Source organism: Parabacteroides sp. FAFU027, assembly GCF_022808675.1.
Lineage (GTDB): Bacteria > Bacteroidota > Bacteroidia > Bacteroidales > UBA7332 > CAXXIC01.
On the sequence record NZ_JAKZKV010000001.1, the window covers coordinates 552,169 to 579,122 of the forward strand.

Annotated in this window: 20 protein-coding genes and 1 tRNA gene; 14 read left to right on the forward strand and 7 right to left on the reverse strand. The window is 42.2% G+C overall.

Translation table 11 applies throughout. The annotated features are described in order from the left end of the window. Positions 1-30: 30 nt before the first annotated feature. From MLE17_RS02470 to metF, 4 genes are all read right to left on the reverse strand, one after another. Positions 31-498: a gliding motility lipoprotein GldH gene (locus MLE17_RS02470; RefSeq protein WP_243346613.1), complete on the reverse strand. Its 468-nt coding sequence runs from the start codon at positions 496-498 to the stop codon at positions 31-33. An 80-nt stretch (positions 499-578) separates the two neighbouring features. Continuing rightward, on the reverse strand, positions 579-1,994 hold the full coding sequence (ricT, locus tag MLE17_RS02475; protein WP_243346616.1) for a stage 0 sporulation family protein: 1,416 nt from the start codon (positions 1,992-1,994) through the stop codon (positions 579-581). A 129-nt stretch (positions 1,995-2,123) separates the two neighbouring features. Then, entirely contained in the window at positions 2,124-3,290 is a 1,167-nt protein-coding gene (locus tag MLE17_RS02480) for an ATP-binding protein (protein ID WP_243346618.1), read from the reverse strand. A 117-nt stretch (positions 3,291-3,407) separates the two neighbouring features. Next, entirely contained in the window at positions 3,408-4,361 is a 954-nt protein-coding gene (gene metF / locus MLE17_RS02485) for a methylenetetrahydrofolate reductase [NAD(P)H] (RefSeq protein ID WP_243346619.1), read from the reverse strand. A gap of 1,688 nt (positions 4,362-6,049) precedes the next feature. Between metF and MLE17_RS02490 the strand changes: the two genes are divergently transcribed. The 5 genes from MLE17_RS02490 (at position 6,050) to MLE17_RS02510 (ending at position 11,332) form a co-directional block, all read left to right on the forward strand. Further along, positions 6,050-7,528 (forward strand): hypothetical protein, encoded by a 1,479-nt coding sequence (locus tag MLE17_RS02490; protein WP_243346621.1) that lies wholly within the window; start codon positions 6,050-6,052, stop codon positions 7,526-7,528. 175 nt (positions 7,529-7,703) lie between these two features. Then, positions 7,704-8,549 carry a hypothetical protein gene (locus MLE17_RS02495; protein ID WP_243346624.1) on the forward strand — a complete coding sequence of 282 codons (846 nt, stop codon included), beginning with the start codon at positions 7,704-7,706 and terminating at the stop codon, positions 8,547-8,549. Positions 8,550-8,826: 277 nt separating this feature from the next. Beyond that, positions 8,827-9,948, forward strand: a complete 1,122-nt coding sequence (locus tag MLE17_RS02500; RefSeq protein WP_243346627.1) for a linear amide C-N hydrolase — start codon at positions 8,827-8,829, stop codon at positions 9,946-9,948. Between the two features lie 54 nt (positions 9,949-10,002). Next, positions 10,003-10,923 (forward strand): hypothetical protein, encoded by a 921-nt coding sequence (locus MLE17_RS02505; protein WP_243346629.1) that lies wholly within the window; start codon positions 10,003-10,005, stop codon positions 10,921-10,923. Between the two features lie 124 nt (positions 10,924-11,047). Beyond that, the gene (locus MLE17_RS02510) at positions 11,048-11,332 is read left to right on the forward strand and encodes a hypothetical protein (RefSeq protein ID WP_243346642.1); all 285 of its coding nucleotides are present in this window, start codon (positions 11,048-11,050) and stop codon (positions 11,330-11,332) included. Positions 11,333-12,877: 1,545 nt separating this feature from the next. Here the strand turns inward: MLE17_RS02510 and MLE17_RS02515 are convergent. Then, on the reverse strand, positions 12,878-13,276 hold the full coding sequence (locus MLE17_RS02515) for a carboxymuconolactone decarboxylase family protein (RefSeq protein WP_243346644.1): 399 nt from the start codon (positions 13,274-13,276) through the stop codon (positions 12,878-12,880). Positions 13,277-13,913: 637 nt separating this feature from the next. Here MLE17_RS02515 and MLE17_RS02520 point away from each other — a divergent pair. The 4 genes from MLE17_RS02520 (at position 13,914) to MLE17_RS02535 (ending at position 18,841) form a co-directional block, all read left to right on the forward strand. Then, positions 13,914-15,206, forward strand: coding sequence for a nucleoside hydrolase-like domain-containing protein (locus MLE17_RS02520; protein WP_243346653.1), 1,293 nt, complete (start codon positions 13,914-13,916; stop codon positions 15,204-15,206). Between the two features lie 93 nt (positions 15,207-15,299). Then, complete coding sequence (locus MLE17_RS02525) at positions 15,300-15,962, forward strand: hypothetical protein (protein WP_243346656.1); 663 nt, start codon at positions 15,300-15,302, stop codon at positions 15,960-15,962. Positions 15,963-16,666: 704 nt separating this feature from the next. Continuing rightward, on the forward strand, positions 16,667-17,305 hold the full coding sequence (locus MLE17_RS02530; protein WP_410795595.1) for an acetylxylan esterase: 639 nt from the start codon (positions 16,667-16,669) through the stop codon (positions 17,303-17,305). Positions 17,306-17,389: 84 nt separating this feature from the next. Beyond that, complete coding sequence (locus MLE17_RS02535) at positions 17,390-18,841, forward strand: family 43 glycosylhydrolase (RefSeq protein ID WP_243346667.1); 1,452 nt, start codon at positions 17,390-17,392, stop codon at positions 18,839-18,841. 147 nt (positions 18,842-18,988) lie between these two features. Here MLE17_RS02535 and MLE17_RS02540 read toward each other — a convergent pair whose 3' ends face one another. Beyond that, positions 18,989-19,423 (reverse strand): peptidylprolyl isomerase, encoded by a 435-nt coding sequence (locus MLE17_RS02540; protein WP_243346670.1) that lies wholly within the window; start codon positions 19,421-19,423, stop codon positions 18,989-18,991. A gap of 321 nt (positions 19,424-19,744) precedes the next feature. On the opposite strand from MLE17_RS02540, the gene MLE17_RS02545 reads away from it, so the two are divergent. Then, positions 19,745-19,839 (forward strand) — tRNA-Met (locus tag MLE17_RS02545). 28 nt (positions 19,840-19,867) lie between these two features. On the opposite strand, the gene MLE17_RS02550 is transcribed toward MLE17_RS02545, so the two are convergent. Beyond that, on the reverse strand, positions 19,868-20,677 hold the full coding sequence (locus MLE17_RS02550; RefSeq protein ID WP_243346679.1) for a DUF5602 domain-containing protein: 810 nt from the start codon (positions 20,675-20,677) through the stop codon (positions 19,868-19,870). Positions 20,678-21,581: 904 nt separating this feature from the next. On the opposite strand from MLE17_RS02550, the gene MLE17_RS02555 reads away from it, so the two are divergent. From MLE17_RS02555 to MLE17_RS02570, 4 genes are all read left to right on the forward strand, one after another. After that, the gene (locus MLE17_RS02555) at positions 21,582-23,672 is read left to right on the forward strand and encodes a M3 family metallopeptidase (RefSeq protein ID WP_243346681.1); all 2,091 of its coding nucleotides are present in this window, start codon (positions 21,582-21,584) and stop codon (positions 23,670-23,672) included. 100 nt (positions 23,673-23,772) lie between these two features. Continuing rightward, positions 23,773-24,270, forward strand: a complete 498-nt coding sequence (gene tpx, locus MLE17_RS02560; RefSeq protein WP_243346683.1) for a thiol peroxidase — start codon at positions 23,773-23,775, stop codon at positions 24,268-24,270. 235 nt (positions 24,271-24,505) lie between these two features. Continuing rightward, entirely contained in the window at positions 24,506-25,330 is an 825-nt protein-coding gene (locus MLE17_RS02565; RefSeq protein WP_243346686.1) for a glycogen/starch synthase, read from the forward strand. Between the two features lie 161 nt (positions 25,331-25,491). Continuing rightward, positions 25,492-26,847, forward strand: a complete 1,356-nt coding sequence (locus tag MLE17_RS02570) for a DUF4270 domain-containing protein (protein ID WP_243346688.1) — start codon at positions 25,492-25,494, stop codon at positions 26,845-26,847. The last annotated feature ends 107 nt before the right edge of the window (positions 26,848-26,954 follow it).

The following is a 26,954-nucleotide window of genomic DNA, read 5'->3' on the forward strand; positions in this document are numbered from 1 at the left end:
TAAAGTTGATGGAATTGCTACCGAAGAGTTTTATTGGGCCTTTTCGATGTGAAAACCTACACTTTCCATGCCTTTCAGGTCATAATCCCTCATGCCCTGTACAATCCTGAAAGTGTAGTGTTTTCCCTGATTTAATGTAAAACTATTTTTCACAGGAGTAGTCAGTTCATACAATGATCCCCATCCTGAACCAAACCAGTTTCCCAGCTTATCGGCCAGTTTAACCTCCAAAGTGTCAGAAAATAAGACTCCCGAATCCTGTTTGCATGAGATAAACATCCATACATTCTGATAGTTGTATTGGTTATTGTTTCGGGTATCAACAAAGAGGTTATACTTCCCTGTCTCCTTTATTTCCGGTGAAAAAGTCAGAGTGTCGTATCTGTTCCATCCCTTTTCGGAGAAATCCCTGAATTCGGTAAAAGTCTGGTCAAAATGACAGGATGCGCAGATAAAAAGTAGTGCTAAAAGGGGTAATATCTTTCTGAGACAAAGCATATCAGATAATCTTTTCAATTCAAAACACATAAAAAAGAGGTGTCATTCAGCTGATAAATCACTGAATGACACCCGATTATTTATTTCTCTGAGGATTCAGGGTTTTCGGGACGCTGTGGGCGGTTAGGACGCTGGTTCCGTGGCGGTCTGTTCTGACGTTCAGGCCTGTCGTTACGTTCTGGTCTGTCGTTACGCTCATTGCGATCACTGCGCTCATTACGCGGACGTTCTGGGCGTTCCGGACGGCTCGGGCGTTCGCCGCCTCTGCGGTTCTGGTTATTGCGGTTTTGATTTCCGCCTTCCCCCGTTGACTGTCTCTCACCGGGTGCTGCCTGTGACTGGTTCTGGTTATTATTCGGTCTGTTGCCTCTGTTTCTATCACGGTCACGATCCCGGTCGCGGTCACGACCGTTGTTTATTTTTTTCCTTTTTTCCCTGTCGAAGCGGGTCAGACTCTCCTCTCCCACTCCATCCTGGAAGTCTTTCGGCTGAGCTTTTTTCTGTGGTTCTTCCAACAGATTTTCGGGCTTGATGCCTTTTTTATTCTGACTGATAATTTCAAAAACGCGGTCAGCATGTATCGTTGTCAGATTCGCCAATACGTTTCTGTCACTTGAATAAGTCATTAACCGGTTGAAGATATCTGTTTTGAAGTGATAGAAAGTACCCATTTGAGTTTCAAGCGGTATTTCGCGTGATGGAAGTTCTTTCTGTACCTCCACATAGCTATCCACTTCATAGTTCAGGCAACATTTCAGCTTAGCACACTGGCCGGCCAGCTTTTGCGGATTTAATGAAATATCCTGATAACGTGCGGCACTGGTAGCCACCGATACAAAGTTTGTCATCCAGCCGGAGCAGCACAACGGACGGCCACAGGGACCGATACCGCCAATGCGACCCGCTTCCTGACGGGCCCCGATCTGTTTCATCTCGATACGCACTTTAAACGAATCTGCCAAAACTTTAATCAGTTGACGAAAATCGACACGATCATCGGCTATGTAGTAGAAGATAGCTTTATTGCCATCCCCCTGATACTCAACATCCCCGATCTTCATGTTCAACTTCAGCTCATCGGCAATCTGGCGGGAACGAAGCATGGTTTCGTGTTCGCGGGCTTTCGCCTCTTCGTATTTCTCCATATCCACCGGACGAGCCTTGCGGTAAACCCGCTTGATATCTGCGCTATCCTGACGAATATTCATCTTCTTCATCTGAAGAATAACTAATCTGCCAGTTAAGGTCACCGTACCGATATCATGTCCCGGAGTAGCTTCTACCGCTACCACATCGCCTTTTTCAAGACGGAGTCCGTTACTGTTGCGATAATACCCTTTGCGGGTATTTTTAAACTGGACTTCGATAAACTCACATTCGTTGTGTGCTTCGTCAATGTCGCACAGCCAATCAAAGGTATTGAGCTTGGTATCCATTTTGGTACTGCAACCTTTCTTGTTCATGTTGCAGCCCTTATTATCGTGTTTAAAATCCATTTAAGCGTAAAGTATATATATTGAGTTGAATGAAAAAAGCCTCTTTCGGAAAAGAAGCCTACAAATATAATCATTTTCTATGCCGAAAATCTAAATAACAACGGTATGAATGAGAAGTTTACCGGCTGATTAATTTTTAAGTAACATAATGGCTTTCAGGGCGAGGTCAAAAAAGATCATTTTAGCATAAACGTTCTGCCCGATTTCGACTTCGGCATGTTCGAATGCCTCCAAGAACTGGAATACATTCCGGTGATGGATAAACGGTGCAAATTTAGATGAGAAAGCCGCCTCTTTGGCATTCAGGTAGCTAAGTGATGGCACGCGCAGGTTCAGGACAAAGTTCTCGCGCAGGTAACGCTGGCAATAGGCCAGAAACTGTTTCTGACGTTCACGGCCCAGCTCTGAAATCTCATCAGCCACCTCCTTCAGCTCTTTCAACGCGTTGAATTTCAGCAGGGGATTATCGGCCCGCTTCATATTGGCTACCGTATAGGCCAGACGCATATAACGGGTAAAATATTCGAAGTAAAGCTGATTTTCTTCATTCAGCTGAATGGTTTCGATGGCTTTGAGGTAGTTTCCTCCGGCAATATGAGCCACGGCAGCCGAATCCTGGTCGGTCAGTCCGTAACGGGTACTCAATACCAAACGCAACGTTTCCGATTCAATCGGACGGACATTCACCCGCTGGCAGCGCGAAAGAATGGTGGTCAGCATCTGTTCAGGCTGCTCGGCAACCAGCAGGAAAAGCGTCTTTTGCGGTGGCTCTTCCAGCATCTTGAGCAGTTTATTGGCGCAGACATCGTGCATCTTCTCGGGCAGCCACACGATCATGATTTTATATTCCGCCTCATAGGTCTTAAGCGAAAGTTTGCGGATAATCTCGCTGCTCTCTTTGGCGTAAATCAATCCCTGCGCATTTTCACTACCCAGAAATCCAAGCCAGTGGTTATAGGAAAAGTAACCATTCTTCAGGACAAACTCCCGCCATTCAGGAAGGAAGTCGTCGCAAACCTCTTTTTTCTTCTTGTCGGCTTTGACAATCGGAAATACGAAATGGAGGTCCGGGTGAATCAGTTTGTTGTACTTGCGGCAGGAAGGACATTCGCCACAAGCGTCGTTTTCAAGCGGATGAGTACAATGCACATAACGGGCATAAGCCAATGCCATCGGAAGCGCGCCGACTCCCTCCTGGCCGCAAAAGAGCTGGGCGTGGGCAATATGCCCCTCCCGCACCGTCTGAATGAGACGCTGCTTCAACTCTTCCTGTCCGATCACATCTTGAAAAAACATATTTTAAAGTTAAACGTTTTACGTCATACGTTATACGTTTGGAAAGATAGAAACTCTACCTAAAACCAAACAGTCATCAACGTAAAACGTACAACGTATTACGTTCAACAGGTATAATTAATATACAATTTGAGCTACTTCTTTCACGCTCTTGGTTGCCATCAGCGTGTAGAAGTGAATGCTTGGAACTCCGTGCTGGATCAGTTCCCTGGCCTGCATGGTACACCATTCCACACCCGCAATGCGAGCCTCTTCGTCGGATTTGCATTTACGCAGCTCCTTGGCAAAATCTTCAGGAATATCTACGTGGAAGATTTTTGGCAGCACGGTCAACTGGTCAAGAACGGTCAGTGGCTTCAATCCCGGGATGATAGGCACGGTAATACCTTCGGCACGACAGCGATCCACAAACTCGAAATATTTCTTATTATCGAAAAACATCTGGGTAACGATATACTCCGCTCCTGCTTTTACCTTCTCTTTCAACCAGTAAATGTCTGAATCGAGGTTTGGGGCCTCATCGTGTTTTTCCGGATAACCGGCTACACCATAAGAGAATGGAGTGGTCAACGGATCCATTTTACCACCGTCGATCAGGTGTCCCTGATTGAAGTCGTTAATCTGGTGTTGCAGATCAAGCGCGTGGCTGTGGCCGTTCTCTTTCGCTTTGAATGATTTCTCCGATTTGGCTTTATCTCCGCGAAGTACCAACAGGTCGGTAATCCCCAGGAAGCTCAGGTCGATCATAGCGTACTCTGTCTCTACCTTGCCAAAACCGCTACAGATGATGTGTGGCACAGCGGTAATGCCGTATTTATTCTGGATAGCAGCTGCAATAGCCACAGTACCCGGACGGCTACGCTCTACGACCGGCTTCAGAAGTCCGTTATCCACCGTCTTGTAAACGACATCACTACGGTGAGTTGTGATGTTGATATATTTAGGATCGAACTCGCGAAGAGTGTCGATGGTTCTGAAAACTCTTTCGATGCTGCTTCCTTTCAGCGGAGGCAAAATTTCGAATGAAAACGCCGTCTTTTTGGCGGACTGAATCATTTCAATTACTTTCATCTATAATTACACCTTTAATTTTGAGGGGCAAAGGTACGAAATCCCGCCGAATTTTCATTAACATTGCCTTTATCAAGAACCGAATTATTTATAATCAGACCACACTGGCACAGCGAATAACCACCTATCCAAAGAGATAGGTCCTGCAATATCATTTCTCAGGTACTTGCACAGGTACAATCCCCCTTGAATCAAGATCGAAGCTGCAAATATCATTATAATCCCATTTGATCGACATTTCCTTACAAAAAGACAGATTTACGCTATTATTTAATACACTGGCCATTTCATAGACCATCCCCGAAGGATCCTTAGAGGATCCCTATAGTGTCCCTAGAGGATCAATCACTGAAAAACGGCGTATTTTGCAATTGTAAGAGTAGCAAAATGTCAAAAGCGCATCTTACATTCTGCGACGTAATATCACCTAAATCCGGAAAATCAGGCTCTATAACGGTTTGTATGGGTGGTATTTCTAAGATAGCTAAATCTAAGAAAATTCTAAGCCACGAATTTACGAATAAGAAAGTATCTTTTCTTTTCCATTTTTGGAAAAGAATTTGTGATATTCGGTTTTATTTATTCATGATCTCAGCAAGTTAGCCTCTCTATATTCATTCGTGGATTGACTGCGTCGAACTACGTTTCGTGGCTTGCTATTTTGATTTATGTCCTGTTTCTCAGAATAATCACACGAAGTTTAGGAAAATATTTTTCCTAATTAATAGAGTTACCCACACCATTCTTTATAAAGCCGAAAACCACCTCCCTCATCCACTAAATACTTTCAGGAATCATCACAAAACACTCGATTTTCAAGGCCCTTCAGCAAGCGCTTTCAATTCATCATAAAAGCGCACCTCAATGTTACAAATTACCACCATCCATACCCCCAAATAAACAATTCAAAACAACCTATCTCTTTTCGCACTAACTTCAGCACTGGAGTTACACTGGAGTTGCACTGGAGGAACAGCGGAGCTGTAGCGGAGGATAGTCTGAGAAAGGCCGAATCTGGCTATTTTGTAGCTTATTCGATAGATACCGGAAACACCTTAGTTGGTTAGCAACCGACAACCTCAAACACAAAGCCATCCTGATGGTCGTCTATCCAGTCGGTGTGTGCCGCTAGCGTCCAGCGGCTTCAGGCCGCTTGACGCGTAATTCATATTTCCAATTTACAACATCAATTCCATCCTATTACTGAATTGAATATTTCTAGTAAAGCAGTTAGCAGTTACGACAATACATGAAATTAATCTACTAAGGGATTAACTGATTTAAGAGATGAACTTTCGAGTGTCGCGTCCCGATAGCGATTTAACCGCGATAATATTCGATGATAATCAGCGGTTAAAAACCGCTGCACCCGAAAGGGACTGCTGTTATTGAGGATAAACCTGACAGGTTTGATACACCAGGGACACGTCTTTTTGCTTTATGAATGTGGTGAAGCAGATATAAATCGAAAAGGAATGGTTATTTTTGGGTCTCGATCGGAAAATCTGATATTTTGGTGTGGATTTTTCGGGCCATTTTTAAAAGAAAATAAAGCCGTGCTTTGATCTTTTGATGACGAAGACAAGAGCCTGTCGCCTAACAACTTACTGCGGATTGGATTTGTTAACAGAGGCCATTAGCAGACTACGGACGGAAACCATGCAGATACTTAGAAATATATTATTACAATGAATAAATCAACAATCATACTAGTGATGTCATTTTGGTATTTATCTATAATAAGCCAAACTCTCCCAGATAAAATAGTTATCATAAAAAACATATATCAGAATCAGTATTTTTCAAAGAATGAAGAAATATTCAAGTCAGATACCATAGTACTGTCCAATAAAAAGAAGATTAATAATCTATATACACAACTTGTCAGATTCGATAAAGAAGAACAATTACTAAACAGACTTGGAATTGATACTACTTTTACACAAAACAGTCCAGATAAATTATTGAAAGGATTTAATGACAATAATAAGAGTAAGTTCGATTGGAACCAGAAACAAAAGGAATTCATATTCAAAAAACTAACGGACATCAATGTTTACAAATCCGAATTAAATGAATATCTGTATAGGTATAACCTCTATAGCACTTATCACCATTTCCCGAAGTTTTTTAAGTCTCATCGAATTTCATATTGTGGGATGGGGACACCAATATATAACCGGGAATATTTGATTTTGCTTTACAACAAAAAAGACATATCTGATATTTTCACATCTCGCAAATGCCCCTCTGGCTTTAACACTCCATACAAAAACAGATCAAACAGAGCCACTTACGATTTTAAGATCGACTTGCTACTGAATAAACTTTTTAAGCAAAAGATCAATCTTGATAAACTTTTAAAAGGAGATGATTTACTCAAATACATTGTGAATCAGATTATAAGAAACAACACGAAAGAACTATATAAGTTAAGTGCATATTCATTCGAAAAAGAGATTTCAGAATTATCGACAGATTTCGATATAATTTCTTCCGAAGAAGTATATGGTAGAGGTCGGTACATTTGGGATGAGCCCAAGACGATAAAAGTTTCGCTCAAAAACAAATACATGTTACCAAATGTCTACCTGCAATTTTTGGATAGTAAATATGGTAGTACCCTCTATTCAAGAGATTCGATAAAAAAAGACTATAAAGAAATTATATCACGTGTTCAGGCTATATCTTTCATTACAAATTATCTAAAACAAGATTCAAGTGCCCGGCTTGATATATACTACTTCAATAATAGCGGAATAAACAAATACAATATAGAAGAAGTTAATAAAAAACCATCCGATTGGAAGAAGCAAGATGAATATATCGAAAGTTTAAAATGGTATACCACAAACAATATCAAGCCATCATTTGATTTAGAAAAAGCAATAAAGACTTCTGAAAGAATAAATTGTGGATGCAATTATAAACTCGATAGCGAGTTCATTAAGAAAGCAATATTTATTGAAATCACCAGTAAAAGGAATGCTAGTTCGATTTGGTTTTTATTACCAGATAATACTTTAATTCTTTATCATGTAAATTCATATAACATAGATGATGTAACTGTGTTGGATATAAGATTGAATAGTCTGGGGGACAGCTTTGAATTACCTTTTGCATGTTTACGATTTGACAAAAACGGGAAATTATTTGAGAAAAAATAAAACACTCTTGGGGCCCATCAAATAGGTAGATAAATGTGGCGGCTTTGATTTTCCGTAAACGAAGACTGAAGCCTGTCGCTGAACGACCTACAGCGGTTTAGGTTTGTTTTTTGTGGAAATTAGTAGGCAGCAAAAGAATTAAACAGAAAGAGAACACACAAAACATTATCAACAAATGACAGAGATCAATACAAGATCAGGAAAACCAATATCGTTAAGAGAAGTCATTCTAATCTTCAGAGAAAAACCAGTATGGACAATACCATTATTGGCTATCATAGCAATAAACATTGCCTTTGCATTGAGCACAGCTGATCTTTATGAAACGAATATTGAGGGAAGTATTACAACTGCGTTTTTTAGTCTTTGGTTTTTCTCTACCTCTTTAATTCTGGCGTGTGTCGTTTTATTACAAATGATGAAACAGGACAAAACCGAAGAAAATGAGAATCTGGTTCAAGCTTTATGGAGATTACTGAATGTAAGAACCATCTTATTTTTGCTTTTGTCACTGGGTTGGGTTATAATCAGTATTCCTCTATTGATCTTCGACTTTCTATTCAGTAATACTTATAGCAAGACTGAAGATTTAGATTTCACTCTTAAAGTGACTGCCATCAATGTTGCAAACGGACTTTCATCGATTAGTGATTTACCTTTAAGATTGAAAATAAGAGCTATAAGACAGATCCAGTTTATGATACTACCAGTATTAATCTGGGAAGAGAAAGGCTTATTTACCAGCTATAAAAGGAGCAAGTTTATTGTACGGAAACAGATAAGCGAAACCATCTTAAATCCGGACATAACCTATAGAATGTTGTTTTACGCACTGGCCCCTTCACTGGGTTTAGTTGTCCTGACGATTAAATACAAACTTGTAATTTCCACCTTGTCAGGTTGGCTCTCCCTGATTTATGCCGTTATATTAGTCTGTTTTATGTTTTATGCAGATCATATCTTAGTATTTGATAAGTATATGAGATTCACAGAAGAGAATCCCAGAACCTCAAATACTTAATCCTCCGTTCGGAGTAGCGTTCGATAACCGTAGTTTGGTCGGTTGGTCGGTTGGTCGTTAGGTAGTTGAGCGAAGACTCTGTCTTCGTTCGTGCTGGAAGCCAGCCTCCCGGCTGGCAAAATGAGCTACCATTGGCGCGGGTTTAGCGACAGAGCAGACCGATAAGAAAAGGAATGATTATTACAGCTATTTCCTTCCATTCGCTTAATTTTGCAGATGAAACGTAAATGATTCAAGTTACAATTCCTAATTATACAACAATGCAATAAGGATCACTATGAAAAAATCTATTTTTCATTTCTCTATTCTCCTGATAGGAGTCTTCGTGCTAAATACATTCTCATCAAATGCCTGTTCGGCTTTTATGTTAAAAGGAAAAGGCTATTGCACGATCGGATTTAATGAAAACTGGAAAACAATGCCCGGGATAGTCGTAGTCAATCCCAGGGGGATAGAAAAACAGAGTCTGAGTTGGAATTTTCTGACCGCTGAGATAGCTACTTCTGAAAAACGGATCAAATGGAAGTCTAAATATGGATCGGTTAGCTTCAACCTCCTTGGAATAGATATGCCCTGCTACGGAATGAATGAAAAAGGGCTTTTCATCGTGGAGCTTTATTTGGATAAAACTTTTTCGACCCCTGACAGCACCAAAGCATCTATGTTTTGGGCCCAATGGATACAATATCAGCTCGACCGTTATGCTTCTGTACCAGAGCTAATCGCCAATCTCGATAAGGCACCGGTGATCGATTGGTGGCCAACATTCCCCGGCAGTCATTTTTTTGTGAGCGATAAAAAGGGAAACACTGCTGCTTTAGAGATAATTGATGGCGTTTTTCGGGTATCAACAGCTAAGGCAATGCCAATTCCAGTGCTTTGCAATAAACCCTATCAGCAAGAATTGCAAAGTTTGAATAAATACCAGGCATTCGGAGGTGCAGAACCCTTCAATCTTTATTCCCGGAAATGGGATGATCGTTTTGAAAAAGCGGCCCACCTTTTGAAATCGTATGATAGCAGTAAGATGTCTCCTTTGACCTATTCGTGGAATTTACTCGATAGCGTGAAGCCCGGACAATGGCAATTTGTAGCCGATGTTCTCAATGAGGAGCTCTATTTTCGTTCCAATGTAGGTAAAGCAATCAAATGTTTGAAGCTTAATCAATGTGACTTCTCGAACAAATTGTCAATACTTTATTTGGATATTAATTCTATGTCAGAGGGTAATGTTCATTCGAATCTAATGCCTCTCACTGTTTCCCTTAATCGTAATTATGTGGAGCAAGGATTTCCAGTCGGGTATGAGAATGCTGCGTTTTATAAATCCCGGGGGTACGTGAATTTGAAACATGCAATAGATGAATACGTACGCCGAACATATCGGTTGAAAGAATAGAAATCATACTAACCGGGCGCCAATGTACTTGCCCCAAAATCATCCATAATAAATATGACTGTAAATCATTCATCGTTTACAAGAGACGAGAATAATAGCAATGTGTGGTTGTCTCAAAACAGCGACCAGGAATTTAAATACACCGATCAGGGTATTTCACCGATAGTACTTGAAAGTGAAGCAGAGGTAGGCAAGGCGATGTTAAATGAGCTGTACAGTACAGCGGCGGCCAAAGAAGGAGATATCAATATTGCCCTGCTTGGCGGAAGAGGAGCGCAGGAGTTGCACCGTTTGCTGGGAGAGATTGCAAAGGGCACCGAACAGGATGCGCTTCTTGCCCGGCTGAATGTCTTTACTCAGGATGCCCTTGCACCTATGGGGATGAAGAACGGGTTAAGTTTTGTGCGTGATTTTGAGCGCATACTGGGAGATGATTTCTTCAAAAAGATAAAAAGCTTCACTCCCATGCGTACGGATACGGAAGATATAGAGTCTTCGCTGATCGGGTATCTGACTAAACTGGAAGAGCTGGGCGGTTTGGATATATTCTTTATCGGACACGGTCCGGAACAAAACCAAGCATCACACCTGGCTTATATAAAACCTTTCTCCGGTGCACTGAATCACCATGTTGCAGGGATTATCCCGATTTCAAGCACCATACTGGAACACCACATCAACAAGTTTAAAGCGGGAGGCAGTATTATTAGTGAAAGTGATGAAAAGGAGTGCAGATCCGCTAAATACATCCTCACATTAGGGCCGGCTGCAATATTAGGAGCCAAAAAGATCGTTCAGTCTGTAGTTGATGCCGACTCTGCTCCTGCTAAGATTCAGACGTATGCCAACGTGCTTAACACCCGTATAAGTGCTGATAAAGAAGAGGCGATGCAGCAATTAAATGCCAATCCCGGCTTATGGATCAGGCTGCATACTAATACTAAGTCTTTTGTGTTGCCTAATTTAGGGGTGTAATTTGCAGCTACAAGCTGCTTGAATTTCCAGCACGAGGTACCGCTACGCTCAAACTCGCGCTAGTGGGGGAACTTCACTCCGATTAATCATTTCACATATAACGAGTTTCAATTAAACAGCTCATATGAAATTTACAGTAGAAATTGGCGAAATCGAGAAACAAGTAATTTTCTTTAGTTTCAATAAATTCTGGGGAAACCTTAAAATATCCGTCAATGGAAAGACAATAATAAGAGATCTAAGAACGGCTTCTGCTGATCTCGTAAAATCATACGAATTTAAAGTTGGAGTAAAGGAAATCCACAATATAAGAATTGAAAAGATTAGACCTTTACTTTTTGCGGGTCTACGAACAAATGACTACAAAGTTTACGTTGATGGAGAGCTTTATAAAGTATTTAAAGATTGAGTGATTGCCTCGCATATCACCGGATATGAAACCGTATAAGAATGATGTACCGTCGGGGCGTGATCTGCGATCCGCCCCTTTGTTATTATAAGCATTTGTAATACGAATAAAAATAGGTAATATATTAGCGTCATTGCTAAAATGCTTATTTCTATAGCGGAATAGTTTGTTGTCGGATTGTAAATCCTATTACTATTTAAAAGGTGGGATTGCAAATCCCACCGACGGTTCCACAACTTTCCACTGTTTATCCGGAGGAACTGGAGCTGCCTTTACGCACGAGGATGAAGAATTCTTCGAATTCTGAAACAGCTACAAGCTGTTTAGATTTCCAGCACGAGTTACCGCTACGCTCAAACTCGCGCTAGTGGAAGCAAACGATTTCGTATTCTGGTAGTCGGTTATCCCACTTCAAAAATAAGTGAATCCTGTCGGAATTACGTCATCACAGTAAAAGAGTGCGTGATCGCATACTTTTACTGCGTTCGCGTATAAAAAGCATGCGTGCATGCACCGAAAGTGTGCGATCACGCAGCCAAAGTGTGCGTGATCGCACGCCAAGTGTTAAACACCGCACACTTTCTGTGCGTGATCGCAGTAAAAGTGTTAAACATCGCACGGTTTTTGTGCATGATCGCATGCCGGGTGTGCGTGATCGCATGAAATGTGTGGAAATGGGCTGTTTATGGCTTCTCCTTCACACGAATTTGAAAAGTAACTTCTTGGCGCGGGTTTAGCGATAGTGAAAAAAGACAAAGGTCAGAAAGAACGAATCTTTCTGACCTTTGCTTTTTCATATCCTGAATCGGGAGAGGCTAACATCGTTGCCCGTAGGCATTAAAAACCAACCGTGCAACGAATAACCCAGCTAAACAATGCATAATCTGCATCGATTATTTTTAAATGCGACGAATATCAACCTTATTTACCGCAAAATATGCAACGAATAAAAGCTCTTTTTTGTGCGAGTTTGAAAAGTAACTCCTGGCGCTGGTTTTGCTATAGCGTACCCCGTGCCTAAAACTGAGACAGCTTGTAGCTGTCCTTTTCAAAAAGCTAAATGGGCTAAACTGAGCAAAATATATGATGCAGAATTCTTCGAATTCTAAAACAGCTACAAGCTGTTTAGATTTCCAGCACGAGTTCCCGCTGCGCTCAAACTCGCGCTAGTGGGAGGGTTATTATTTTTTCCGCCCCTATATCCCCTGAAGGGGACTTTTGCAGCAGCAAAAACAAGTAAAGCAGCACATTTATTGACCGACTTAACCAGAATACGGTGTTGTTTGCACTACTTCTCCCCTCCTGAAAGCTAACGGGATTGGGGCGGTTGGGAGGGCGCAATAGGCAGACCTCCCATAGAGCTCCGGAACGAATACGGCACAAGGACTCGGGAGTCATCATCAGTAGATAGGACGCAATGTGAGTAAAAAAAAACAGGCGCTTCCTTCAACGTAAGCGCCTGTTTTTCCATTTTCAAATAAATAAGACAAATAGAGAAAGGGTTGACTTTGAGAGGACATTGCCGGAGCAAAGCCATCCATCCTATTAGTGACGCATAAGATGCATCTCTTCACGGATATGTGCACAAGCCTGGTCAATTTCTTTCTTAAACTGTGCAAAGTCAATCTGCATTCCATGAATATAAGTGCTCCATCCGGAGGAATCCTTAGCAATGTGTACGGCATTTTCGATTTCAGCATCAGTGGCGCCATTTAGCTTGGCCATCTGAGTATGGAAATATGCACAAAACTGACATTTCATTGCTGCTGCAATGCCCAGACCGATTAGTTCACGATATTTTGCTGGAATAGCGGCATCTTCGATCTGAGTTTTCTTGAATAGTTGCCATTCAGTTTCCAGAACTGAATCAGGCAACGTCTTGAACATAGAGGGAACCACTCCCATCATGTGTTCAATCTCCTGATAAATTTTCTTGCGGCTCATGATCTTTGTTTTTAAAGTGAATAATCTGTATATCTGAATACAGTACATTAAAACAAATCACAAGCACCTATGTTCTTGCATTTCACATGTTTAACCCACCAAAACAGTAACACATACAGGTACCAATTAATTCATAGTACATAACGGAAAGACAGACTGTACACCTACTTTTAATACTCCCCGAACTATGTGTCTTGTTTTTAACCCTGCTTATTTTCTTCATCCGTGAGGAATATCCCTATCCAGACTGGCTAAAACCCAATATCTTGCTCTTTAAAGAATGCTGATACAGCAACAGATTGAAACCGCTTTTCTCTTTTATAAAGACTAATACATACCCTTCACACTCTTTTCACGAACATTGCCAGTAGGGTATTTGGAGATATATCAGTAGAGAATGGATTTTCTTTATTGATTTATAGCAGGATCTTACGGGTGGAGCGGTTTATTACGGTTTATTGAATGGATTAGTCGATTAGGTAAAACCGGGGAACGGGAAATAGAATGATCCGGAATTTAATCCCGGAAACAGGCTCTCACCCAATTAAAACCCGTATTCTACCAGAATTTACCTTTGTGTCAAAGCTGAAATTAGTAATTTCGTCAAGGGTCTATTATATTCTAGTTAAACAACACCATGACAAAACACATTCTGCTACTTCTCTTTGTACTATCTACAATGACACTGGCGGCTCAACAGCCTGTTCCCGTAAAACCACGTATCCTGATCAGCACAGATATCGGTGGCACCGATCCTGATGATAATCAGTCGATGGCTCATTTACTCATGTATAGCGACCGGTTTCATATCGAGGGGCTGGTCTCCTCCCCTTCCTATGGCAATGGAAGCACCAAGGAGATTCTGCGAATGATCGGGTTGTACGAAAAAGATCTACCGCAACTCCGGAAGCACCGGAATGGCCTGGCATCACCTGATTATCTGCGCTCTGTTACCCGGCAGGGACACCGGGGCAATGCACCCTACATCGGGTATGCCGAAGCATCAGAGGGTTCGGAGTGGATTATCCGCTGTGCCCGCAAAAAAAGCACACAACCTTTGTGGATATTGGGCTGGGGAGGTCTGGAGGATCTGGCCCAGGCACTACACGATGCTCCGGATATTCAAGATAAAATCAGGGTTTACTGGATCGGAGGTCCAAACAAGAAGTGGAGCGCAAACAGTTACGCCTATATTGCAGCGAACTTCCCCAACATTTGGTTTATTGAAGTCAACTCCTCCTATTACGGGTTCTTTTCCAATAATGATTCCCCTGACAGTATCAGGAGCACCAACTACTACGGCCATTGCATCCAGGCCAGAGGATATTTGGGAAAAGACTTCAAAAACTATTACAAGGGAGAAGTAAAGATGGGCGATACCCCTTCGTTGCTCTACATGATGGATGGCAATCCCTCTGACCCGACCCGTGAAAGCTGGGGCGGAAGCTTCGAAAAGTTCACCTACAGTCCGAGGGTGATATTTAACCGGACTACCACTGTGGCCGACACTGTCGCTTTTTGTACCGTGATGGAGTTTCACTTCCAGGGTCCTGTGATTAACCTTCGGCCTGACTCTGCCTGTTTTTACATGGAGACTATCTACAAGAATAATATCCAGCGATGGCCCGGGTACTATCTGGGAAACGGAGAATATGCGCTTCGGTATATTCCCAAGCAGGCTGAAGTGGTCAACTACCGCTTTACATCCGGCGTTGCTGGATTTGCATCCGGAGAAGGCCGCATCGTAGTGACCAACAACTGGCCGGGAAAACCTCATGCAACCGATTATCAGCTGGGTGCAAACTGGTTCACCGATAAGGCTGACTTGTCACTCTATGACGGAAAGATTCAGGGAGGAAAAACAATACTGAAATGGAGGAGCGATATTTTGTCCGATTGGGCAAAACGCTGGAGTTGGTTGGCAAAGTGATGATGCGAGAATCAGATAAAAGGCTTAATTTTGGGGCAAAATAGTCCTAAAAAGTATCGCAACGAAATTTAAACAGGCTCTTATCAAAACAGGATGATGAAAATAAGATTTGCAATTATAGCGGTGGTATTGATTCTAAGTATCGGTTCTCTTTCCGCTAAAAAAGCACCCGGATTTATTATCAAACACAATTGTGACACTATATTCGGAGAGGTAAATATTTCATTCTTTGATCCCTATTCGGGCGGATTTGTATTTTATGGAATAAATCTGGAGCCTTTTCAGTCGGTATTGTATTTTAGAGAAAAAAACAGTACTCGTTTTACGGCTTTCACACCAAAAGATATTGCGGGTTTCGGTTTTACTTACAAATCGGTAAACTATAGATTCAAGACATTATTGGTTGAATATAGAAGTATCATCAAGTCTGAAAGAAAAAGGCTTCGGTTTTTAAACCTGATTTACCAGGGACAGCTGGCTCTTTACAAAGAAATAGTAAGAAAAGAGAGTTATTTTACAACAGGCGCACCCAATAGACTGGTAGATTATTACGATTACTATTTGTACGATGACAAACACGGACTAAAAAGAGTCATCCCAACAAAAGAGTTTAGAACATTAAAAGATATGCTTCAATTCTATGGAATACATCCGAATTTCATAGAGATTCTTCCTTCAGATGCCCGGTTTAAAGATGTAAAGTATTTTCTTGAAGAGTACGATCTGTGGAAACGATGGCTCTATTATTATCTGTGACCTGTAATTCAGCAGTTAAACGAAGCAAGGCCAACCTTTTACCAGAGAAAAAGCTACTGCCATCCCTCCCGGAGTGAATTTAGAGAAAGAGGAGAGAAAAGAGGCAGGTTTGGGTTATATTTCGAAGCCCCAAACAGAGAAATGGAAATAGAATAAGAAGCTTTACAGAAAAAGTTTTGCGTTTTTTACTCACAATCAAGAGATTCATATCTCCTCATCCGAAAATCTCGTCTGGTACAATTTGAAAAACACAACGACCGCCCCTCTGTTAGTGGATGTATCAGGGACCACAGCACGATCAACTACCGCATAATCTTATCAGCACAAGACATTAGCGCACACATATACAGCCTCTTACAAACTTAATCCTGGCTAAATAATTCATTTAAGCATGGATGAGAAAAGTGCAAACTGTAAGGGTTTGTTTCCCTCCGAAATTGTGACGCTATTTTACAATAAACTACCTCGTATATTGCTACTAATCATACACTTCCCCTATCCACCCCTTCATTAATCGCGTGGTATAAAACAATAATTTTTGTAGTTTTGTAAAGTACGTGTACTTATTTTTCCAAGAACAACAAACGTAAAAACCGCAAAAATCTACCATGGATATTAAACGAAAAACATTGTCATTAGCGATTAGTTCTGCTATTTTGACAGGATTAGGATTACAGGGAAGTTACGCTACCACAAGAGCCGAAATGAATGGTACTACCCAAAGCGATACTACGCGAAGTATCTCCGCATACTTCACTCCGGCCACGACTACCAAAAAGGCTCCCGATGCGAAAGGATTCATTCGACGTTGGTTACTATTAGAGCCCATTAACAAACCCAACCGTAGCAATGCTGTTTTTACCGACAGCTACCTCAGAACGGCATTCTCAACCGAGTATTTTCCAAACCAGTTTACGGCTCTCCCCAAAGATGGAGATAAAGTAAAGGTCGGCGAACAGGAACTTGCATGGCACGCATTGGATAGTAAAAACTTCAATGTTAAATTGTTCCGTTTTGCCTATGGATTAAGAAAGCCCATTTACGGAGTGCTGTTTTGGTCGGTAACCGTGGTTGACTGTCCACGCGAAATGAAAAACGTAAGAATGGCCGTAGGATCCAACTCGGCATCGATGTGGTGGCTCAACGGCAAGGAAGCCGTGCTACTTTCGGGAGACCGGCGTATGGTTATGGACGATTGCGTATCGCCCCGCCTCACACTGAACAAAGGAAGAAATATCATTCGTGGAGCCGTAATCAATGGTCCGGGAATGAGCGATTTCTGTGTTCGCTTCCTGGATGAAAACGGAAAGCCGATCAAAGATCTCTCCATTAGCTGCGAATAAAATCAGGTTAGTCCTTCCATCAAATCAGAATGTGGGACGACTGGTAGAAAAACAAATTGACCTTAAAAAACAAATTATACTCAGATGAACTTTAAAACTAAAATAATGGGCATAACAGCCCTGCTATCGTTACTGTTAGCCGGAACTTTGAACGCACAAACCGGGAAACCATTCATACATGATCCATCAACCATCATGGAGTGTGACGGGAAGTATTACACATTTGGTACAGGTAGCGGCGGATTAATATCCGAAGACGGTTGGACCTGGAACGGTGGTGCCATACGCCCAGGTGGAGGTGCAGCTCCGGATGTGATAAAAATCGGCGATCGATACCTTATTGCTTATGGCTCAACCGGTGGCGGACTGGGTGGCGGACACGATGGTAAAATAAATACCATGTGGAATAAAACTCTTGACCCTAAATCGCCAGATTTTAAGTTCACTGAACCCGTTGTAGTGGCTTCATCTGCCAATATGGAAGATAACGATGCCATTGATCCGGGACTTCTGCTCGATCCTACTGACGGCCGTTTGTGGTTGTCATACGGCACCTATTTCGGGTTTATTCGTCTTGTAGAGCTCGATCCGAAAACCGGGAAACGGGTAGAAGGTAACAAAGCCATCAATATTGCCATCGACTGCGAAGCTACCGATTTGATGTACCGCGATGGCTGGTATTACCTGTTAGGTACACACGGAACCTGCTGTGACGGTCCGAATTCAACCTATAATATCGTTGTCGGTCGTTCCAGAAAAGTTACAGGCCCTTACCTCGACAATATGGGACGCGATATGCTGGAAGGTGGCGGTAAAATGGTGATTGCTGCCGGAGGAAGAGTAACCGGACCGGGACATTTCGGTCGTTGGATACTGGGTGATGGTGTAGAAAAACTGTCGTGCCACTTCGAAGCCGATTTGGATCAGGGCGGCCGTAGCGTATTAGGCATTCGCCCACTGTTATGGAAAAACGGATGGCCTGTTGCCGGAGACAACTTCAAAGAAGGCACTTACGAAATTGAATCGGAAAGAAGGGGATATGCTTTGGAACTGGTAGTGGACTTTACAAGAATGCCGGGTGGCATGCGTGGATTCGGTCACAACACTGACGAACCGATCAAACCCGTTGCGTCGCAGGAGTTGGCCGATGTGATTAAAACCTGGCCGACCGGAAATATTAGTGTGAGAATCGGAGACTACATGTTCCGCCCTCATCAGAAATGGACAATCACAGCAGTTCCCTATGCAGGTGGATGCCCCGGAGGACCTTACTACAAAATAGTAATCGCAGGCACTGACCGTGCGTTGGCTGCAACTGCAGATGCAGAAGTAATAACGGTACCAACATTTACCGGTGCACCCGAACAATTGTGGCGCATCGATCAACTGACCGATGGAACTTACAGGATTATGCCTAAAATAGTTCCTAATTCGAAAGGACAACTGGCTTTGATTTCCTCGGGGGACAGCACACCCACTCTTGGCAAATTTGATATGAATAGCGACAATTCCAAATGGAATTTCAAAGCTCACTAAATGATTCCTTGTGAAATGCTTGTGTTGTTGACAACACAGGCATAAAATATATCAATTCCACCTTACAATAATGAAACAATTTGATAAAGCAAAGGTCAGAAAGAGCTATTCTTTCTGACCTTTGCTTTATCATATCTTTATCGGAAATTATTCCGACACTTCGATTTTCAGAATCTTATCGCCCCGACGAATCAGGTCAATCACTTCCAAACCTTCCACTACCTTACCAAAGCAAGTGTGTTGACGGTCCAGATGAGAAGTATTTGTGCGCGAATGGCAGATGAAGAACTGCGAACCACCGGTATTGCGTCCGGCATGTGCCATGGACAATACGCCTCTGTCGTGGTACTGGTTGCCACCTTTCAGCTCACAAGGGATAGAATAACCGGGGCCACCTGCTCCTGTACCGTCAGGACATCCGCCCTGAATCACAAAATCAGGAATTACACGGTGGAAAGTCAACCCATCGTAAAATCCTTCTTTAGCCAGCTTGATAAAGTTAGCTACGGTTTTAGGAGCATCCTGCTCGTAAAACTCAACCAGCATCTCGCCTTTTTCGGTAATAATCTTAGCCGTTTTCATAAGTACGTATCTATTTATAATTGTTTCTATAGTTATATCAGTACAAAGGTCGTGATGTTTTGCATCATTCTCAAATCCTGACCTGGTTATTCATTTTATTTAATCACAAAAGAGATAATGTTACATTTTGGGAAGAATACTGAAGCGTAAACGGCAAGAAAAAGATTTTTGAATGTTTCCGGTTAGAGCGCATAATTCATAATCATGAGGTTCCCAGTTCAATCCCGGGTCGCACTACTCAAAAAAGCACTTACCACCAATCTTGTAAGTGCTTTTTAATTCTCACTAAATTTTTCTCAATTGCAAAGGAATTGATGGCGCGATAGTTCAGTTGGTAAGAGCGCATGATTCATAATCATGAGGTCGTAAGTTTAATAATTTATCCCCCTATAAACAAAGAGCACTTATCCGGATTAGGTAAGTGCTCTTTCGCTTTTCTACTAATTATTCAGCATAAGCCTCATGATAAACCAGATTGGTCAGGCTGATGATATACTGTTTCGGATTGGTATTGATATACCTTACACTGTATTTCATCGGGTACCAACCTTCGCTTTGGAATGCAGCCGGTTGCCTGATTTCGATGGTTTCGTTCGGTTGAGTCAGCAAATAATCCCGTGTAATCATCGGTTCGTAGAAGATGAAACGTCCGTCATAACTACCAAAGATAAAGGTTTTGGTAAATGTCCCCCCATTGAATTCCGGAGCAAGCAAATCGACCCAGTGAGCTCCCATTTGCGGTACTCCTCCCGGAATCTTCCAATACATCGGCGGGCAGAAGATTGAGTCAGGTACGTGGGCAAACTGTACGGTATCGTTAGGTCCGATTGCCAGCCGTTGAGCATCGGTAAATCCAAAGTAGAAGTGGAAATCAAAGTGGGGCTTGTCATAGACGTGTGCCGGCTCGTGTCCCATCGGGTTCCAGTCAATCAACGCATGGGTAAAGTTTGTTTTTCCCGCTTTGAGATGGAAGGGAAGGGTGATGGAAGTGGGTTGTTCCGGCAGGCTTGACAAAGTGGCCTCGTTGAGAATAATACCCAGCTCGACAGGCGTGCCGCTCAGGCTTTCGGTATAGTAGGTCTTAACGTTGCCATTTCCCAATCTGACAACATTGCCGTAGTAAGTAACTGTCTTATCCGCATTGGCGGATTTGAGTTGTGACTGATCGCTGAGCGATCCCAAATCGGCTAGTTCTTGCTGACATCCGGCCAGCAATACAAGAACCAGAATGAATAATGATCTTATTTTTGTCATGACTGATTTGAATTTAAGGTTGAATAATGACGAAATGTTAGAGGTTAAATAATGATGAAAAATAACTCTTAAAGGAAGACGCCTGCCAATCTGCTTAAATGCGGTGTGGTAGAGTCCCGTGGTCCCGACAGCTTAGAGTCCCGCATCGGGGATCATGTGCTGCCTTTCATTCATCCAATTTATGCAAAAGGAAAAAGAAATAAGAAGTCGTATAGTGTCGGAATCGGGTTCCGGTATTATGTTCTGATATTATGATATGCGGCATTTTCCGCTTTAAGGGTGAGAGCCTGTTTAAATTTTACCGAAACATTTTCATATAAGGAGGCGAAACTCCTTTCTTTGCTCCTTTTTTAGCCTCTTTCGGGTATATTTTTCACTTTTCCCCCTTGATTTAGCCAGCTAAATCTGCGGGATAAAAGCAAAAAATCCCCCTCGAAATAGTCCTGAAAAAGTCGAGCAATAAAATTTAAACAGGCTCTTAGGTTTAACAACAATCTTAGTCGGACTATATCCGTACTGCTTTTACTGGAAACGGGATAAGTTGTGGCTCCCGTTTTCGTTTGCTGCTTTTCAATCGGCTTCGATAAATTAGAACAACTCTAAAATACTTTTGATTGATGCCGGAATAGAGTTTTAGGAAAAGTTATCCGTTAGGTATGCGATTGTTCAATCACTGTTGCATACTGTTGACTAAAAGCCTATTGTGCAAAAATGTGCGTCCGGATGTTTGTAAAGATTTAGAAAACAGGTAATGCCAATATTGTTACAGAGAATGATGAAATGGAAAAGTGAAGGGTATCTGTCAGATTTACGACTAAAGCTGCTTCATGCATTTATAAAGCTCCGTACATCGCTATCCACCACTTTTCACTAACTTTGCCTTCATCCATAAGAAAAAACAGATATGAAACGAATAAAACGATTACTAACCGTAATATTATCATCCAGTTACATTATGACACAAGCAACCAATCCTTTTCTGATCAAACCGGCAACACCGTTTGAGACAGTACCTTTTGATAAAATCAAAATCGAGCATTACGAACCGGCTTTCGATGAAGCCATGAAGCTTCACAATATTGAGATCGATGCTATTGTCAATAACCACCAGGCTCCTACATTTGCCAATACAATTGAGGCGCTGGAACATTCGGGCCATATCCTCAATCTGGTTTCATCTGTATTCTTCAACCTCAACAGTGCAGAGAGCAACGACCAGATGATGGATCTTTCGCAAAAGATTTCCCCGAAACTGACTGAACACAGCAATAATATCACGCTCAATGAGAAACTGTTTGACCGGGTGAAAGCGGTATATGACCAACGTGACAAACTTGGACTGAATCCGGAACAGAAAATGCTGCTCGAACGCACCTACATCAGCTTCGAAAAGAACGGGGCTAACCTGAAAGGCGAGGATAAGGAAAAATTCCGCAAGCTTTCGACCGACCTGGCACAAGCAACTCTTATGTTCGGACAAAATGTATTGAAAGAGACCAACAAATACCTGCTCGAACTGACCGACAAAAGCGAGCTTGCAGGACTTCCCGCAGATGTTATCGATGCGGCTGCCCTTCGCGCCAAAGATAAAAAGAAAACCGGATGGGCATTTGACCTCTCCATGCCGAGCTACGTGGCATTTATGAAATACTCCGACCGTCGCGACCTGCGCGAAAAGCTTTACATGGCATATAACAGCAAATGTATGAACGGCGGCGAATTTGACAACCGTGAGCTAATCAAAAAAATATCCCAACTCCGCATGGAGATCGCCCAACTGATGGGCTACAAAAACTATGCGGAATATGCCCTCCGCGACCGTATGGCTAAAAACGAAAACAACGTTTACGATCTGCTCAACAAACTGCTCGATGCCTACAAACCGGTTGCACTGGAAGAATACAAAGAGCTGCAGGGCTACGCTATCGGCCACGAGAATAAAGACATCACGTTGATGCCGTGGGATTTCTCTTACTACGCTGAAAAGCTGAAGGATGCCAAATTTCAGATCAACGACGAACTGCTCCGCCCCTACTTCGAGCTGGAGAATGTAAAAAAAGGCGTTTTCGGCCTGGCAACCGAGCTATACGGATTGACATTTAAGAAAAACGAGAAGATCCCGGTGTACAACCCCGAAGTGGAAGCCTTCGAAGTATATGATGTACACAAGAAATTCATCGCTATCCTCTATACCGACTTCCATCCCCGCAGCGGCAAACGCAACGGAGCCTGGATGACGGAATACAAAGGTCAGTACAAACTCAATGGAAAAGACAACCGTCCATCCATCTCGCTGGTAATGAACTTTACCCGGCCGACTGCATCCAAACCGGCATTGCTGACTTACGACGAAGTGAACACCTTCCTGCATGAATTCGGACACTCGCTTCACGGCATGCTAACTCAATGCACCTACGAATCTCTCTCCGGCACGAATGTTTACCGTGACTTCGTGGAGCTTCCTTCACAGTTTATGGAGAATTACATGAGCCAGAAAGAGTTCCTGGACCGTTTTGCCGTGCACTACCAAACCGGAGAAAAAATCCCCGCCGAGCTCGTTAAAAAAATCAAAGAAGCGGATAACTTCAATGTGGCGTACGCAACTGTTCGCCAGTTAAATTTCGGCTTCCTGGATATGGCGTGGCACACTCTCACCTCATCATTCGGCGGTGACCCACTGGTTTTCGAAAGCGAGGCATGCTCTAAAACCCAGATATTGCCCAAAGTGGATGGCGTCTCTATCAGCACGGCATTCAACCACATCTTTGCAGGGGGTTATGCAGCAGGATATTACAGCTACAAATGGGCAGAAGTACTCGATGCTGATGCTTTCTCGCTTTTCGAGCAAAAAGGGATATTCAGCAAGGAGGCTGCCGACTCATTCCGCAAAAACATATTAGAAAAAGGAGGCACCGAAGACCCGATGGTTTTATATAAAAAATTCCGTGGACAGGAGCCAACCATTGATGCTTTATTGAAAAGAACCGGAATATAAAAATGAAAAAATCCACCTGATACACTGAACCATTTTCTGAACGTTACGTTATTTGAGTCGTGAACACTATTTATACTGAATATAAAAAACAAATTGATTTATGGCTACAGTAACATTAAAAGGAAACGAGTTTAACACATCAGGTAATTTACCATCAGTAGGCAGCGAAGCCCCTGCATTCGAATTGGTAAAAAACGATTTGGGTAACCTGAGCCTGGCTGAACTAAAAGGCAAGAAAGTGGTTTTGAATATCTTCCCAAGCTTAGACACTGCAACCTGCGCAACTTCAGTTCGCAAATTCAACGTTGATGCTGCTAAAAAAGACAACGTGGTGGTATTGGGCATTTCAAAAGACCTTCCGTTTGCCAGTGGTCGCTTCTGCTCAACAGAAGGAATTGATAAAGTAATCACTTTGTCTGCTTTCCGTGATAAAGGATTCGGTGCAGCTTACGGAGTGGATATTGTGGATGGCCCATTGGCCGGACTCTTTGCGCGTTCAGTTGTGGTAATTGACGAAAACGGCAAAGTGGTTTATACAGAACTGGTACCTGAAACAGTAAATGAACCAAATTACGAAGCCGCATTGGCTGCATTGTAATTGCCAATTGCATAGAACATTGAAGCGGTTTAGTTGGGTGAACATCCAATTAAACCGCTTTTGTTTTTAATTACTATATTACACTATTGAATGGTTTTCTGCTGCAAAATGATTTTATCTCATTGAAATAATATCCCGGAGAACTCCTTTTTAAGTATTATCTATAGCCTGCGGATATTCATACGAAAAATTTTTATTATCTTTGCAGACCCAAATCGAATAGATTGATTTTAGAATGAAAGCCACCAAAGTATTATTTATCTCTCAAGAGGTAATGCCCTATCTCCCGGAATCGGAAATCTCAACCATTTGCAGACAACTACCCCAAGGAATACAGGAACGAGGAAAAGAAATCCGCAATTTCATGCCTAGATTCGGCTGTATCAACGAACGCCGTAACCAACTGCATGAAGTAATCCGTCTTTCGGGTATGAACCTGATCATTGACGATACGGATCACCCGCTCATTATCAAAGTGGCATCTATCCAATCTGCCAGAATGCAGATTTACTTCATCGACAACGATGACTACTTCCAGCGCAAAGGTACGGTAGCCGACGACGATGGCACCGAATATGAAGACAACGATGAACGTTGTATATTCTTTGCCCGTGGTGTGCTCGAAACCGTTAAGAAGCTCCGCTGGACTCCCGATATTATCCACTGCCACGGCTGGATTACCGCTTTGGCTCCCCTTTACATTAAAAAAGTATATTCCGACGATCCGTTCTTCAGTAACTCTAAAATCGTATATTCTGTGTACGATCACGACTTCCAGAACAAATTTCGTCCGAATTTCAGCGAAATGCTCCGTCTTGACGGAATTACTGATGAAGATGTTGCTTCAATTGTCGGAAAAGAGGCTACCTTTGCCGACCTGTCCAAGTTTGCAATGCAATTTTCAGACGGCGTAATCCAGGGTAGCGCAAACATCAACGAAGAGGTAAAATCTGCCGCACTCAGCAGTGGACTTCCTTTCCTTGATTACCAGCAACCTGATGTTTACATCGATGCTTATAATGAATTTTATGACAAGGTATGGGAGAATGCAAATAAATAAAAATTATTTACAGCTCCCCGCTTAACATATAATTTAATTGCTACTTTTGGGCACTGTTGAATAGACTTTACAACTATGAAACCGGCATGCACAGGCATTCTTTTCAAAGTATGATGATGCTGCAGGTTTCATGTATAGCCAACCAAATCCATTAATGACAGATGAAGTTAAAGTATTTGTTTTTAGCCTTGGCATCATACGCCCTTTTCTCATGCAATGACACATTAGACCAGATCGGCTCTATCTTACAGCCGAATTCTGACATTCTTGCAGTATCCAACGATACCTTTAATATCGAATCAGCCACCGTCATCTTAGATTCTATCTATGCCAAGACTGACATTGGTCTGTTAGGGAAATTCCACGACGACACTTACGGAAACCTCACCTGTGACTACTTCGGGCAGGTACGCTGTCCGGATGATTTCTCGTTAACCACAAAAGGAGAAGAGTTGCTCTCACTTGACTCTGCATCTATCGCCCTGCAATATACTTCCTATGTTGGTGACTCTCTGGAGCCCATGCAGATTTCCGTGTACAGAATGAAGAATACAGACGCATTCAGTAACGGAAAAAACCTGTACTCTAATCACAATACGCCCAAATCAAGTGATTTAACTTTTTGGAGAAAAAAGACTGTATCAACCTACGATGCTTCTATACCTGATTCTCTAAGATCAACCAGCTCTACCAGGTATCTGTACATGACGTTACCCGCCGGCTCCATAGATACATTGGTAAAAAAGGCTAAAAACCCGACTGAGTTTAACAAGTACATCCCCGGGCTTTATTTCACCACAAACTATGGAACAAAAGCCATCATTAAAACTACCGGGAGTTTCATCCTCCTCCATTATACTTATAAAAAAGACACTGACACAATTTCCAATCAGTCATATCCTCTGGCATTTACTAAAGAGCTTTTTCAGATCAACCATTACCAAAACAACACCAACTGGCAAGAATTAGATACGATCAACTACTCATACATAAAAACGCCAGTCGGTTTAGTTACCAAACTCCCTATTCCATTAGGGCAAATGGCCGATTCATTGATTAAACATAATGCAGAACGCCTAAATGGAGTCAAACTCGCCTTAGGATCAGTACGCGTTGAGAAACTGACTAGCGTACTGCAGCCACCCACATATCTTTTATTGGTTAAAAAGACGCAGATGGATTCCCTGTTTAGCGGTAAGATAACTTTTGATGCAGAGAAACATCTCTATGCCACATTCTCAAAAACAAACAACACCTACACATTTTCCAACCTCCGCACCGCACTTAACGATGATTTGAATGCTCTTGCTAATCAGATCAAAGCAGCAAAAGAGGAGGGAAATGCAACCAAACTAAGTTCACTGATCAACCAAAAACAAGAGTTTTACCTGGTGCCTTTTACCATACAGAACTCAAACACCAGCGGAACGATAACCGCCATTTCGCACGACTTTGCTCCTTCAGCCGTAAAACTGAAGACCAAAGACCTCAAAATGTCTATCATTTATTCTAAATGATCCAAACAAAAGCATACGACAATCGCTTGTACCCTTTGGTGCAAGCGATTTTTTTATATCCAAATAGCCCATTCTCCTTTGTAAAAATCCTAAACACGCAATCGGGA

Bases quoted from the DNA above. Each gene is read 5' to 3' on its own strand.
- MLE17_RS02470 (WP_243346613.1), bottom strand. From the start codon at position 498: ATGCTTTGTCTCAGAAAGATATTACCCCTTTTAGCACTACTTTTTATC.
- ricT (WP_243346616.1), bottom strand. From the start codon at position 1,994: ATGGATTTTAAACACGATAATAAGGGCTGCAACATGAACAAGAAAGGT.
- MLE17_RS02480 (WP_243346618.1), bottom strand. From the start codon at position 3,290: ATGTTTTTTCAAGATGTGATCGGACAGGAAGAGTTGAAGCAGCGTCTC.
- metF (WP_243346619.1), bottom strand. From the start codon at position 4,361: ATGAAAGTAATTGAAATGATTCAGTCCGCCAAAAAGACGGCGTTTTCA.
- MLE17_RS02490 (WP_243346621.1), top strand. From the start codon at position 6,050: ATGAATAAATCAACAATCATACTAGTGATGTCATTTTGGTATTTATCT.
- MLE17_RS02495 (WP_243346624.1), top strand. From the start codon at position 7,704: ATGACAGAGATCAATACAAGATCAGGAAAACCAATATCGTTAAGAGAA.
- MLE17_RS02500 (WP_243346627.1), top strand. From the start codon at position 8,827: ATGAAAAAATCTATTTTTCATTTCTCTATTCTCCTGATAGGAGTCTTC.
- MLE17_RS02505 (WP_243346629.1), top strand. From the start codon at position 10,003: ATGACTGTAAATCATTCATCGTTTACAAGAGACGAGAATAATAGCAAT.
- MLE17_RS02510 (WP_243346642.1), top strand. From the start codon at position 11,048: ATGAAATTTACAGTAGAAATTGGCGAAATCGAGAAACAAGTAATTTTC.
- MLE17_RS02515 (WP_243346644.1), bottom strand. From the start codon at position 13,276: ATGAGCCGCAAGAAAATTTATCAGGAGATTGAACACATGATGGGAGTG.
- MLE17_RS02520 (WP_243346653.1), top strand. From the start codon at position 13,914: ATGACAAAACACATTCTGCTACTTCTCTTTGTACTATCTACAATGACA.
- MLE17_RS02525 (WP_243346656.1), top strand. From the start codon at position 15,300: ATGATGAAAATAAGATTTGCAATTATAGCGGTGGTATTGATTCTAAGT.
- MLE17_RS02530 (WP_410795595.1), top strand. From the start codon at position 16,667: ATGAATGGTACTACCCAAAGCGATACTACGCGAAGTATCTCCGCATAC.
- MLE17_RS02535 (WP_243346667.1), top strand. From the start codon at position 17,390: ATGAACTTTAAAACTAAAATAATGGGCATAACAGCCCTGCTATCGTTA.
- MLE17_RS02540 (WP_243346670.1), bottom strand. From the start codon at position 19,423: ATGAAAACGGCTAAGATTATTACCGAAAAAGGCGAGATGCTGGTTGAG.
- MLE17_RS02550 (WP_243346679.1), bottom strand. From the start codon at position 20,677: ATGACAAAAATAAGATCATTATTCATTCTGGTTCTTGTATTGCTGGCC.
- MLE17_RS02555 (WP_243346681.1), top strand. From the start codon at position 21,582: ATGAAACGAATAAAACGATTACTAACCGTAATATTATCATCCAGTTAC.
- tpx (WP_243346683.1), top strand. From the start codon at position 23,773: ATGGCTACAGTAACATTAAAAGGAAACGAGTTTAACACATCAGGTAAT.
- MLE17_RS02565 (WP_243346686.1), top strand. From the start codon at position 24,506: ATGAAAGCCACCAAAGTATTATTTATCTCTCAAGAGGTAATGCCCTAT.
- MLE17_RS02570 (WP_243346688.1), top strand. From the start codon at position 25,492: ATGAAGTTAAAGTATTTGTTTTTAGCCTTGGCATCATACGCCCTTTTC.